At 59.0% G+C, this 12,919-nt stretch carries 11 protein-coding genes; 8 read left to right on the forward strand and 3 right to left on the reverse strand.

Annotation, left to right across the window (positions count from 1 at the left end):
- Positions 1 to 3 precede the first annotated feature (3 nt).
- From RA28_RS18880 to RA28_RS18915, 8 genes are all read left to right on the forward strand, one after another.
- Positions 4 to 441, forward strand: coding sequence for an N-acetyltransferase family protein (locus RA28_RS18880; RefSeq protein ID WP_446737320.1), 438 nt, complete (start codon positions 4 to 6; stop codon positions 439 to 441).
- 1 nt (position 442) lies between these two features.
- Positions 443 to 1,432: a YcjF family protein gene (locus tag RA28_RS18885; protein WP_039532177.1), complete on the forward strand. Its 990-nt coding sequence runs from the start codon at positions 443 to 445 to the stop codon at positions 1,430 to 1,432.
- 88 nt (positions 1,433 to 1,520) lie between these two features.
- Positions 1,521 to 2,837: an SDR family oxidoreductase gene (locus RA28_RS18890; RefSeq protein ID WP_039532180.1), complete on the forward strand. Its 1,317-nt coding sequence runs from the start codon at positions 1,521 to 1,523 to the stop codon at positions 2,835 to 2,837.
- Positions 2,837 to 3,316 carry a DUF2269 family protein gene (locus RA28_RS18895; RefSeq protein ID WP_039532181.1) on the forward strand — a complete coding sequence of 160 codons (480 nt, stop codon included), beginning with the start codon at positions 2,837 to 2,839 and terminating at the stop codon, positions 3,314 to 3,316. Before RA28_RS18890 ends, RA28_RS18895 begins: the two co-directional genes overlap by 1 nt.
- Positions 3,317 to 3,416: 100 nt before the next feature.
- On the forward strand, positions 3,417 to 6,113 hold the full coding sequence (locus RA28_RS18900; RefSeq protein ID WP_039532183.1) for a DUF2339 domain-containing protein: 2,697 nt from the start codon (positions 3,417 to 3,419) through the stop codon (positions 6,111 to 6,113).
- A 165-nt stretch (positions 6,114 to 6,278) separates the two neighbouring features.
- A complete protein-coding gene (gene ileS, locus RA28_RS18905) occupies positions 6,279 to 9,272 on the forward strand; it encodes an isoleucine--tRNA ligase (RefSeq protein WP_039532184.1) in 2,994 nt (997 codons plus the stop codon).
- An 81-nt stretch (positions 9,273 to 9,353) separates the two neighbouring features.
- A complete protein-coding gene (locus RA28_RS18910) occupies positions 9,354 to 9,809 on the forward strand; it encodes a methylated-DNA--[protein]-cysteine S-methyltransferase (protein WP_039532186.1) in 456 nt (151 codons plus the stop codon).
- A gap of 75 nt (positions 9,810 to 9,884) precedes the next feature.
- On the forward strand, positions 9,885 to 10,343 hold the full coding sequence (locus RA28_RS18915; protein WP_039532188.1) for a hypothetical protein: 459 nt from the start codon (positions 9,885 to 9,887) through the stop codon (positions 10,341 to 10,343).
- A gap of 3 nt (positions 10,344 to 10,346) precedes the next feature.
- Here RA28_RS18915 and RA28_RS18920 read toward each other — a convergent pair whose 3' ends face one another.
- From RA28_RS18920 to RA28_RS18930, 3 genes are all read right to left on the reverse strand, one after another.
- The gene (locus RA28_RS18920) at positions 10,347 to 11,054 is read right to left on the reverse strand and encodes a CDP-alcohol phosphatidyltransferase family protein (RefSeq protein ID WP_039532190.1); all 708 of its coding nucleotides are present in this window, start codon (positions 11,052 to 11,054) and stop codon (positions 10,347 to 10,349) included.
- A gap of 76 nt (positions 11,055 to 11,130) precedes the next feature.
- Entirely contained in the window at positions 11,131 to 12,051 is a 921-nt protein-coding gene (locus tag RA28_RS18925; protein ID WP_039532191.1) for a tyrosine recombinase XerC, read from the reverse strand.
- Positions 12,048 to 12,755 carry a DUF484 family protein gene (locus RA28_RS18930; protein WP_039532598.1) on the reverse strand — a complete coding sequence of 236 codons (708 nt, stop codon included), beginning with the start codon at positions 12,753 to 12,755 and terminating at the stop codon, positions 12,048 to 12,050. The genes RA28_RS18925 and RA28_RS18930 overlap by 4 nt, the downstream gene beginning before the upstream one ends.
- Between the last annotated feature and the right edge of the window lie 164 nt (positions 12,756 to 12,919).

A 12,919-nucleotide genomic window follows, 5' to 3' on the forward strand; every position in this document is an offset into this window, starting at 1 on the left:
GTTATGCTTCGCCCCGCACGCAGCACTGATGCCGGATCGACCGGGGAAATCCTGCACGGCTTTGCTCGTGAGAATGATTGGATGCCCGAATTGTATTCCCGCGCGGAAACCATCGCGTTTTGCGGGCAAATGATCGACAGAAACTGGGTGACCGTAGCCGAGACAGAGGCTGGCGTTGTGGGGTTTCTGGCGCGGAACGGGGCCGAGATTCACTCGCTGTACCTTGACGCGAGGTCGCGCGGGCAGGGTATCGGTAAATGCTTGCTGGACAACGCGAAATCGTCGCAATCCGAACTGTCGTTGTTCACGTTTCAAGCCAACACGCGTGCCTGCGCATTTTATGAACGCAACGGTTTTACCGAGGCCGCCCGCAGCGACGGGGCCGAAAACGATGAAAAACTGCCGGACGTCAAATACACATGGCAAAGCAAAGGGGCATAGTATGGCTAAAGGCCCGGTTCTGATAGACCTTGATGCAGATGAGCCAGTGGCAGACGTGGCCGAAGCTCCGCCCGTGCCTGACATCTCGCAGCCGCAGGGGCAGGCGATGCAGGCCGCCGCGCAATTCGCTGCCCGAAAGCCTTCGGCGCTTTCGCGATGGTTTTGGGGATTGGCCCTCGCTGCGATCGGAGCGGTCGTTTCGGTTGCGGCCTGGGATTTTGCGACGTCATTGGTCGCCCGCGCGCCGGTTTTGGGGTGGGTTGTCACGGGTCTTTTTGCGGCTCTGGTTCTGGTCGCGTTGATTATAGCTGTAAGGGAATTGGCGGCCATCGCGCGGCTTTCTCGCGTAGATGGATTGCGCCGGGCCGCTGATACAGCCCTGACTGAGGATGATTTAGCGCAGGCGCGGTCTGTAGCGAACCGGCTGATCACGTTCTACAAGGGGCGCGAGGAAACGCGCTGGGGACGGGAGCGCACGCGAGAGCGGATCGACGACCAATTCGACGCCGCCACGCTACTGACCTTGGCCGAGGATGAGATTCTGGCACCGCTGGATGCAGCAGCCAGCCGCGAAGTTGAGGCCGCCGCACGGCAGGTTGCGATGGTCACGGCGCTGGTGCCGCTGGCTCTTGCTGATGTGGTCACCGCCTTGGCAGCCTCGCTTCGCATGATCCGTAGGGTCGCAGAGATCTATGGTGGCCGCGCAGGGTTTCTGGGCAGCTGGCGTTTGACCCGCGCGGTTTTTGTCCATCTGTTGGCGACCGGAGCGGTCGCCGTCGGGGATGACCTGTTAGAGCCGGTTTTGGGCGGATCAGTTCTCAGCAAGCTATCCCGGCGCTTTGGCGAGGGGCTGGTGAACGGTGCGCTGAGCGCCCGTGTGGGCGTCGCCGCGATGGAAGTTTGCCGGCCCTTGCCCTTCTCGGATCGCCACAGGCCCTCGACCAGAGGCATGATCAAGCGCGCGCTCAGCGGATTGTTTTCCAAATCCTGAATAGACGGTCTTGTTGTCGCACTGAGCCGTGCGTCGCTGGCATCAGTTGCCTGACCCGCTAGGCTGGCAGAAACAGGAGTGCCGGGGCATGGAAAAATCCAAAGAACCAGCGAAAAACATTCTGGTTTTAGGCGCTTATGGCTTTATCGGTGCCGCTGTCGTCCGCTCATTGCGCGACGAAAATTACAAGGTGACGGGCATGGTTCGCGATCTCCGCACCGGCCAAAGGGTTCTGCCCGGAATCGGTCTGATCCAAGGGGATTTGCGCCACATGTGCAGTGCCGAGGACTGGACAGAGATTTTGGCGTCGGTCGACGTCGTGGTGAATTGCGCAGGTGCTTTGCAAGACGGGCCGGAGGACGATCTTGAGGCCGTCCACCACCGGTCAATCGCGGCATTGGCCCAAGCGGCAGCCCAGCTGGATGTGTCGATCGTTCAGATTTCGGCCATCGGCGCCGTCGCCAACGCATCCACTGCATTCATGCGAACAAAGGCGGCTGGCGATGCAGCCTTGCAGACCAATAATGCCCGTTTGTGGATAATCAAACCGGGGCTTGTGATTGGGCAAAGCGATTATGGTGGCACGGCGTTGCTGCGGATGTTGGCGGCGGTGCCTCTGATCCAACCGCTGGCCTACCCGACAGCGCCGGTCCAATGCGTTGGTTTGGATGATGTCTGCCGCGCCATCAAAGATGCCGTTCGCGACGAACTTCCCCACGGGAGTTACGATCTGGTTGAGGATACACCGCATCAACTGGAACAAGTTGTTTCAGCCACGCGCCATTGGCTTGGGTTTCCTGCCGCACGCGCCGTGATTGCCGCTCCTTCATGGCTGATCAAGGCAGTTGCAGCCGGGGCGGACCTGTTGGGCCATCTCGGCTGGCGGTCGCCGCTGCGCACCACGGCGATGTCCGTGATGGCGCAGGGCGTTGTCGGTGACCCTGCTCGGTACCGGAAGGTGAGCGGGCGATCATTGGCGCCACTGAACGCAATCTACGAAAATCTGGTCTGCGCGCGCGAGAATCGAATGACCGCTCGTATCGGCCTTCTGATGCCGATCGTGATTGCGTCACTCAGTCTGTTTTGGGTGGTGTCGGGCGTGTTGGGCTTGCTCAATCTCGCTTTGGCTGCGGACGTTCTGACGCGGGTTGGCTGGTCTGTCTGGATCGCAAAGCTTAGCGTTGTTTTCTGGTCGTTCGTCGACATAGCTTTGGGTTTGGCTGTTCTATGGCGGCCTTGGGTGGCGCACGCCTGTCTGGCGCAAGTCGCGGTTGCCGTGTTCTACCTTCTTTCCGCCACGATCGTAACACCTGCGCTTTGGGCTGACCCGTTGGGGCCGTTGGTAAAGATCATCCCGGTTCTGATGTTGTCGCTGACAGCCCGCGCCATGTTGGACAGCCGGTGATGGATCCGGACCTGATCCTGCGCTGGTTGCATGTCATTGGTGCGTGCGTCTTGCTGGGCACCGGCGCCGGGATTGCGTTTTTCATGTTGATGGCTCATCGCACTGGCGATGCGAAACTTGTTGCACATACTGCAGGGATCGTGGTTGTGGCCGATCTTCTGTTCACGGCAACGGCTGTTGTCGCGCAACCAATCACCGGAGTGATGCTGGTCCGTAACTTAGGTTGGGACATCAGCGAAGGCTGGATCGTTCTGTCGCTGCTTCTTTATGCTCTGACGGGGTTGTTCTGGTTGCCCGTTGTCTGGATCCAGATCAAGCTGCGCGACCTCGCGAAGCGGGCGGCCCAAAGCGGCACCGCGTTGCCACCGGAATATGACCGGCTATTCAGAATTTGGTTCGTGTGCGGCATTCCTGCCTTTGGTGCCGTTCTTGCGATCCTCTGGCTGATGCTTGCCCGCCCGGAAATAGCGCTGCTTTGACGGGACGGTGTTCGTCGCGTCGTCAAATCATCTGAAATTCCAGACTGTTCGCCACGGCAGTGCGGGGATAGACTTGCCACGAACAGATCGGAGGTGCCGCTTGGAAACGTTGTTTGCCCTTGTGGGCCTGATCGTTCTGGCCATTCCGATTTCGATTGTTGTCTTGTTCATCGGTTTCTCGCGAATGCGTCGCCGCATTGAGCAACTGGAACAGCGCTTGGTCGAACTGCATGGTGCCGAAACCGCACCGCCTGAGAGCCCCGAAGCCAAACAAGCCCGACCAGCCAAGCCCGGGCCATGGGCGGCAAAGAAACAAGCAGAGAAACCGGCGCAAGTCGAGCCGAGTGACGTCCCGCAACCGCCTGTTTCGCAAAGCGAACAAAAGATCAAAAGCGACTGGATTGCTGTGTTCAGCGCGTGGCTGCGCGAGAACTGGTTCTACGCGGTTTCGGCTGTGTCGTTGGCTCTGGCCGGGATTTTTCTGGTTCAATACGGGGTTGAAAACGGTTTGCTGCCGCCCTCTGCACGGGTCATTGCCGCGTTGGTTTTCGGCGGGCTTCTGATCTTTGCAGGTGAAGTCGTCCGTCGCCGCTTTGGAGATGACGAAGCAACGGCCACCGCGTACATTCCGTCGGTGTTATCCGGTGCCGGGCTCGTGACTCTGTTTGGTGCCATTCTTGCAGCACGCCAGCTGTATGACCTGATCGGCCCGGAGGGCGCGCTGGCAGGCATGATTTTTGTCGCGTTGCTGGGGTTGGTATTGGGTTGGTTCCACGGGCCCCTGCTGGCGGCTGTCAGCCTTATCGGCGCGTACGCCGCCCCGTTTTTGGTCGGAGGATCGTCGGATGACCCAACTTGGCTGTTTGGTTACTTCTTCGTCTTGGCGGTGCTGGGGTTTGGTGTAGATACCGTGCGGCGATGGGCATGGGTGTCCGTTTTGACCCTAGTTGGCGGCTACGTGGCAGCGTTGCTGCTGGTTTTATCGTCCTCAATGACGGAACCGGCTTACCTGACCTTTGTCACCGCGCTGGCGTTGATCGCAATTGCTATCCCGGTGCGTCGACTTTGGCCGGATCACTCGGGTCCAATGGTTATCGAGGTGGTCCGCCGTAACGCCGGAACCCCATGGCCGAGCTTTCCCGTTTTCTTGGGTTTCGGCTCGGTCGCTGTCACATCCGGGATCGTATCGCTGCACTGGGCGGATTCCGTAGGTGAGTTTTGGCTGGGCGTTGTCTTGCTTTCGGGGCTGACACTGGCGTTGATTCTTTGGGCGCAGAAGGCGGAAGCGTTGCAGGACGCCACGTTGCTGCCGGCAATTGGGTTGATCTGGTTCGTGCTTGCGCATGGGTTAGATGACGGCGCAGCGTTCCGCAGATTTGCCGACACATACTCTGAGACTCCCGAGGCCGACTATCCATGGGTAATCACACTGCTCGTTGGTTTGGCTGCTTTGATAACGGTTTGTTCTGCCTACAGGGCGTTTTCTGGCGGTCGTCTCGGCGTGGTGTGGGCCGCTGCAGCCGCGGTTTTTGCCCCTGTTCTTGCCATCGCAATCGAGATCGGTTGGCGCCCCGCTGACGTGATCGGGGCCTACCCGTGGGCCCTGCACGCCGGGGCCCTGGCCGTTCTGATGGTCGGTTTGGCCCAGCGTTTTGCCCGCATAGATGGGGAAGACCGGCTGCGGCCTGCTTTGGCCACGCTATCGGCACTGTCTTGCCTGACGTTTGCCTGTGTCATTGTCCTGAGTTCGGCTGCTCTGACGATTGCGCTGGTGGCGGCGGTCGTGGTCGCAGCGGCGCTGGATCGTAAGTTCACTTTGCCGCCGATGAGTTGGTTTATCTGGGTCGGCGTATTCTCGGTTACTGTTCGTCTTGTCCTGAACCCTGGTCTTGAATGGGCTGATACCGCCCCCATTGCCGAGGTGATACTGGCCTATGGCGGGTCGGCGATCGGGTTCATAGTCGCCTGGGTGTTGTTGAAACCGCTCGAACGGCCTGTGGCATCATTGCTATTGGAGAGCGCCGCGTGGGCCACGGTCGGAATTCTGCTATCGCTGCTTTTGCTGCGCTGGCTTGAGGGATTTGGCGAGGGCGGAGCAGAGGACAGCCATTGGGGCCTCGGCCTGCTTTCGGTCATCTGGCTGCTGCTGGCCTACGCGCAGGTTCAGAGGTTTGAACTGGGCGGCAAGTTGACCTACGCGCGCTATCTTCTGGCGCTTTTCTTTGCCGGTCACGCTACTTTTCGGTTGGCGCAGGCTCTGAGCGACGCGAATCCTTTGTTTGTTGCAAATGCAGACCCGGTTTTGGGCCCGCCTGTCTTGAATACCCTTGCTGTTGCATACCTGTTCCCGGCGATTGCGATGGCGTTCTCGGCCTGGCGCATCCATTCCATGCCCGCACGTCTGAAGCAATTGAGCTTCGGGCTTGCGGGGATTTTGTCTGCGGTCTGGCTGGGATTGGCGATCCGGCATGTCTGGCAGGGCGCTGCGGGTATGTACGAAAGCAACGGCGTAACGCAGCCCGAGCTTTATACCTATACCCTGACACTGCTGTTGATCGGCGCAGCGCTGTTCTATCAATCGCTGGCGCGTAGCTCCGATTTGATGCGCAAGGTGGGGCTGGCCGTGATCGGCTTGGCGGTGGCGAAGGTTTTTCTGATCGACATCGCCGGGCTGGGCGGCCTGATCCGGGTGTTCTCGCTGTTGGCTTTGGGGCTCGCGCTGGCCGGTCTGGCGTGGTTGAACCGCTGGGCCAAGCTGCGCCATTCGCCGCAAGCGGCGGAACCTCTGGACCATTAGGCGCGGGCGTCCTATAAGCGCGCCCATGTTTGCCCGCTTGGCCATCATTATTCGAATTATATCCCCGGCGCTCTGACCCTCGTGAGACGCCGGGCAAAGGTGCTTGAGGCTTCGCACCGACCGCTTCGCTCCAAGTAAGACCAGATCATCCAAGGGACGCCCCCAATGTGCGCCGATACGATCCAGACACCTGACTATAAAGACACGCTGAACCTGCCCAAAACCGACTTTCCAATGCGCGCCGGATTGCCCAAACGCGAGCCCGCATGGCTGGAACGCTGGGAGAAAATCGGCGTCTATGACCGCTTGCGCGAGAAGCAGGGGCGCAAGCCTTTCACGCTGCATGACGGCCCGCCCTATGCCAACGGGCACCTGCATATCGGCCACGCGCTGAACAAGACCATCAAGGACATGATCGTACGGTCCCATCAGATGATGGGATTCGACTCGCGCTATGTGCCCGGCTGGGATTGCCACGGCCTGCCGATCGAATGGAAAATCGAAGAGCAGTACCGCAAGAAGGGCAAGAACAAGGACGAGGTGAATATCGTCGACTTCCGTCAGGAATGCCGCAAATTCGCCGAGGGCTGGATCGACATCCAGCGGGAAGAGTTCAAGCGTCTGGGCATCACCGGCAACTGGGCCGATCCCTACATCACCATGGACTATCACGCCGAGGCTGTGATCGCGGATGAGTTCATGAAGTTCCTGATGAATGGCACGCTTTATCAGGGCTCGAAACCTGTGATGTGGTCACCCATCGAGAAAACCGCGTTGGCCGAGGCCGAGGTCGAGTATCACGACAAGGAAAGCTTCACCATCTGGGTGAAGTTTAGGGTGGTCCAAGCTAAGCAAAGCGAAAACAGCAGTCTTTTCCCACAAGAGGGGGCTTCGGGTCGGCATTACTCATGGACACCTCAACCAGTCAGAGAAGACTTGTTGGGCGCCAATATTCTCATCTGGACTACGACGCCTTGGACCATGCCATCCAACAAGGCTGTGGTGTTTGGAAAAGACATTTCCTACGGTCTGTACGAAGTTACAGGAACGCCAGAGGAATGCTGGGCAAAGGTCGGCGACAAATTCATTGTTGCAGACAATCTTGCTGGAGATGTATTTGGTAAGGCGAGACTCATTGATGATAACTGGAAACGGCTCGCCGATGTTCCCACACCTGATCTAGCTGGCATAGGTCTACTCCACCCGCTGGCTGGTGCCGAGGGCGGCAATGGCGAATGGGACGATATCCGCGATTTCCGCGCCGCCGATTTCGTAACCGATACCGAGGGCACAGGCTTCGTCCATTGTGCGCCGTCGCACGGGATGGAAGAATTCGAGCTTTACCGCGATCTGGGCATGTTGGAGCAAGTCATCACCTATAACGTGATGGATGACGGTTCGTTCCGCGCCGATCTGCCGTTCTTTGGCGGCAAATACATCCTGTCCCGCAAAGGGGGCGAAGGGGATGCCAACAAGGCGATCATCGACAAGCTGGCCGAAGTTGGCGGGTTGCTGGCGCGGGGCAAGATCAAGCACAGCTATCCGCATTCGTGGCGTTCGAAAGCGCCGATCATCTACCGCAACACGCCGCAGTGGTTTGCATCCGTGGATCGCAAGCTGGAGGACGGCATGGGTGAGATGGGGGACACCATCCGCGAACGTGCCCTGCGCTCCATCGACGAACTGGTGAAGTGGACGCCGCAGACCGGTCGCAACCGCCTGTATTCGATGATCGAGGCCCGCCCGGACTGGGTTCTGTCGCGCCAGCGCGCCTGGGGCGTGCCTCTGACCTGCTTCACCAAGAAGGGCGCTCTGCCACCCGACGCAGATTACCTGCTGCGCGATGAAGAGGTGAATGCGCGGATCAAAGCGGCGTTCGAAAAGGACGGCGCGGATATCTGGTACACCGACGGGTTCAAGGAACAGGTGCTGGACGGCATCGCCAACCCGGATGACTACGATCAGGTCTTTGACGTGTTGGACGTGTGGTTCGACTCGGGCTCGACCCACGCCTTTGTTTTGCGCGATCGTGAGGATGGGACCGAGGACGGCATCGCCGATGTGTATATGGAGGGCACCGACCAGCACCGCGGTTGGTTCCACTCGTCAATGCTGCAGGCCTGCGGTACCAAGGGTCGTGCGCCGTATCGCAACGTAGTGACACACGGCTTCACGCTGGACGCCAAGGGCAACAAGATGTCCAAATCGCTGGGCAACACCATCGTGCCCGAGGAGGTCGTCAAACAATACGGCGCCGATATCCTGCGGCTGTGGGTGGCGCAGACTGATTATACCGCCGACCAGCGGATCGGGCCGGAAATCCTGAAAGGCACTGCAGACAGCTATCGCCGCTTGCGCAACACGATGCGGTTCATGCTGGGCTCGCTGGCGGATTTCACCGAAGCCGATCGCGTCGCGCCCGAGGATATGCCAAGGCTGGAGCGTTGGGTGCTGAGCCGACTGGCCGATCTGGATGAACAGGTGCGCAACGGCTATGCCGCCTTCGATTTTCAGGGCGTATTCAGCGCGGTCTTTACCTTCGCAACCGTTGATCTATCGTCTTTCTATTTCGACGTCCGCAAAGATGCGCTGTATTGCGATGGCGACACATTGCGTCGTCGCTCGGCGCGCACGGTGCTGGATATCCTGTTCCATCGTCTGACAACTTGGCTGGCCCCGATTTTGGTGTTCACCATGGAGGAGGTCTGGCTGGAACGCTTCCCGGGCGATGACAGTTCGGTGCATCTGGTGGACTTCCCAGACACGCCAGCCGACTGGCGCGATGCCGAACTGGAGGCCAACATGGCCAAGGTTCGCCGCGTCCGCCGTGTCGTGACTGCGGCACTTGAAGTGCAGCGTCAGGATAAGGTGATCGGCTCCAGCCTCGAAGCTGCGCCGACCGTGCATGTTGACGATGGGGAGACCCGCGACCTGCTGGCGACCTTCGACGTGGATGACATGTGCATCACATCGGGCCTGAATGTAACTGGCGACCCGGCCCCGGCCGAAGCCTTCCGCGTGCCTGAAATCGACGGCGTGGGCGTCGTGTTCGAAAAGGCCCAGGGTGCGAAATGCCAGCGCTGCTGGAAGATCCTGCCCGATGTCGGCCTTCATGCACATCCGGGCGTTTGCGGCCGCTGTAACGAGGCGCTGGGCTAATCGTTTTGAACACCTCGGTCAAACGCCGGGGTGTTTCTTTCTATGCTTGCCCCGTCCCAAGCGATCTGAAACGGTGCGCGCATGCCTATGATCAGCGTTGATACTCAATTTGGCCGCCTTGGGGTCGAAGAAACCGACGGCGCCATAACCCGACTTGTTTGGAACGGGCCGGATTCTGGTCACGAAACGCCGTTGCTGAAAGAAGCTGCCGCTCAGTTGGAAGCTTATGATCAGGGGCGGTTAGAGCGGTTTGATCTGCCCTATCGCGTTTCCGGTTCAGAATTTCAGCAACGTGTCTGTGATCTGATGTTCGCGATCCCATTTGGCGATACCCGCACTTATGGGGACATCGCCAAGGAACTGGGACAGCCGGCCCAACCTGTTGGGCAAGCGTGCGGTGCCAATCCTATTCCAGTGATCATCCCCTGCCACCGCGTTCTGTCCGCCACGGGCTTGGGTGGATTTTCGGGGGATGGGGGAATCGAGACAAAGGTCGCACTGTTGCGGCATGAAGGTGCCGCCAGCCTTTTGATCTGATGCGAACTTACCGGTTGCAATCCCATGAATCCGACCCCAACCTATATGGAACATCGAATTTGAAGGACGCAACGCATGACCGATCTCGCTGCTCGGAAGAAGGACATCGTCGACCGCCTGATGTCGCTTGAAGAACAGGAACTGGCGACCGCACAGGCCCATTACGACGCGTTTCTGAAGGATTCTCAGTTGGATGACCGTGAAGGTCATGACAAGGATGACATAGCAGCATCACGCGAGAATGCTGATCTTGCGGCAGCCTTTGACGCGCCGGTTCACGCGCACCACGCCAAGATCGACGTCATCGAGAACACTGATTTCAGCTTGACCGACACCGTTCGCCCGGGGGCCGTAATCAAGTTCAACAACCGGCGCTTTGTGGTCTGCGTTTCGACCACAAGGTTCGAGGTTGAAGGTAAAACCTATATGGGTATTTCAACGCAAAGCCCGATTTACTTGGCTATGGCAGGGCTGCAAGAAGGTGATGTGTTCACCCATAACGGGACCGAATTCGAGGTTCAGGAGGTTCTTTGAGCCTCAAAGCCGGGCGCGGGCCGCGCGCGCCGGTATGGCCTGTTGCGCAATGCCGGCAAAGGTCAGGTAAAGGCTTGTCACGACCAAGCCCCAATGTGCCCAGCTTTCGGGATGAAAATCGACCCAGGCTGCCCATCCTGCAAAAAACGTCCAGGCAAACGCCATCGGCAAAGACACCGAGCGCCAGCGTTCGGTCCTGACCGGATGGATGAATTTCAGGGGCAGGAACATGGCGATGGACAGCAAGGTGACAAGCAGCAGGATCACCCAGAAATTCGGTTCCAGCGCGAAGATCACGATCACAAACATATTCCAACACCCGGGAAACCCGGAAAACGAGTTGTCCTTGGTCTTCATTCGGGTATCGGCGAAATACATGGCACTGGCGAAGGTGATCACGATGATCGCGAACCAGCCGGTCCATCCATCCATCAGGCCGGACTTGAACAGCGCAAAGGCCGGAATGAACACATAGGTCAAATAGTCGATGATCAGGTCCAGCAAAACACCGTCAAACTCGGGTGCGTTCTTCTTGACGTGATAATGCCGGGCCAGAGGGCCGTCTATCCCGTCAACGATAAAGGAAACCACCAGCCACAGATACATCAGGCTCCACTTCTCTTCGACGGCGGCCAGCATGGCCAACATGGCAAAAACGGCACCGGTTGCGGTAAAGAGATGAACGAGAAGAGCTTTGAATCTGAGTGTCATACGGGTGTCATGTACGAACGCGACCGAAGATGCAAAGCAAAAAGCTGCTGACAAAAATTCAGCATCTGTTGCGTGCTCAGGCTTTGGGATGGGCGCGGTTGTAGACCTCCATCAGACGGGCAGTATCGACTGCGGTGTATGTCTGTGTCGTGGAAAGCGACGCGTGGCCAAGCAACTCCTGAATCGCCCTCAGGTCGCCGCCTGCAGACAGCAGATGCGTGGCAAAGCTGTGCCGCATTGCATGCGGCGTTGCCGTTGATGGCAGGCCGAGTTGCATGCGCGCTTTGGCCATGACGCCCTGAATGGCGCTGGGGTTCAATGCGCCGCCACGCACCCCACGAAACAGCGGCGCGGCCGGGGACTGCGGGTGCGGACACAGGCTGACATAGCGGTTAACTGCGCTGCGGGCGGCTGGGATCACCGGAACGACGCGCTCCTTCCCGCCTTTGCCAAGAATACGCAGCGTATCCGGCAACGGCGCATCCGCGCCGGTCAGCGATAACGCCTCGGAAATGCGAAGCCCGCACCCATAAAGTAATGTCACAACTGCCACGTCACGCGCAGAAACCCAGTCTGAGGTCGATTGAATTTCGACCGTTTCAATCATTGCGCGTGCAGCGTCTTCGGCCAAAGGGCGCGGCAATTTCTTTGTGAACTTGGGCGCGCGCGTGGACAGGACAGCGGTAGGTTCGAATCCCTCGCGTTCCGCCAGCCACCGATAGAAGCTTTTGACCGCTGACAGTTTGCGCGCCAGCGATCTGGCGCCAACACCGCTGCCACGCTGATCCGCCATCCAGGCCCGCATGTCAGATACCGATATACGTTCCAGCGCGGCCAGACCCTGACAGGCGCTGTGATGCAGGGTCATGAACGAAAGAAATTCGGTCACATCGCCGCGATAGGCAGATTGGGTGTTCTCGGACCGCCCGGCCAAAGCCCCCAGACCGTCCAGCCAATGCTGTAAGGCATCGCGGCAGGCCGGGGATATCAGGCTCACGACAGCCAGTGGCGCATCGAGCGTTCGAACACCCCTGCAAAGAACGTCAGAAGATCCGTCCCCAATTGTGGCGTGAAGTGCCGCGGATCGCTTGCGGCCATTACGATCATTCCGGGCAAACGGCCTTCGCCCAGATCCAGTTTCAAACACGCCTCGGACCGGAGTTGAGCGGCTTTCCTGCCATAGATCTTAGGGCAGGGTTGTTTGATCTCGCGCAGAATAACCTCGCGGGAAGAGGCGTTTCGGTCACGTGTGAAATAGTCGTCGACAAATCCGGGCACGGCAATCGTCAGCACCCCGCCAAGGTCGTTAACCGAGGGATCGTCTTGGGTAACGGTCGACTCGAGAACCAGCGTTATGTGATCGACACGCAGAATCTCGGCGACGTCGTTTCCCAGAGCGCGCAGAAAATCCTCGAACTCGACTGGTTCCAACAGGCGCAGGATGGCGCGGTGAACCTGATTGGTGCCCGCCAGGTTTTCGTACGCAGCCGCGATGACCGAGCGGTGTGTATCTTCCAACCGGTCCAGCCGGGCTTCGAGCCGCTGCATGGCGATGCCGCGCAGGTCGATAACGTTGTCGCCGCGTGCCTGTTCATTAGCGGCGACAAGCGCCTGCATCAGATCCTTGTCGTCCAGCACGGCGTCTGGTTCAGCCAGAATCGCGGCGCGGAGATTGTCCTTGAGTTTCGGATTACTGCTCATATCCCGTCCGGTCATTTTTATTTTGGCGCTGTATAGCATGCCTCGCCGAAATTGCCTTGGGAAAAATGCACGCAAAGGTGGATTTGATTTGCGTTGTGGCCAAGAGGCGCCCGCCTGCAACAGCCCGATCACAGATCAAGCGTGGCAGTTGGGCAGGGCGCGGT

This window comes from Ruegeria sp. ANG-S4 (assembly GCF_000814005.1).
In the GTDB taxonomy this organism is placed as follows: domain Bacteria; phylum Pseudomonadota; class Alphaproteobacteria; order Rhodobacterales; family Rhodobacteraceae; genus Ruegeria.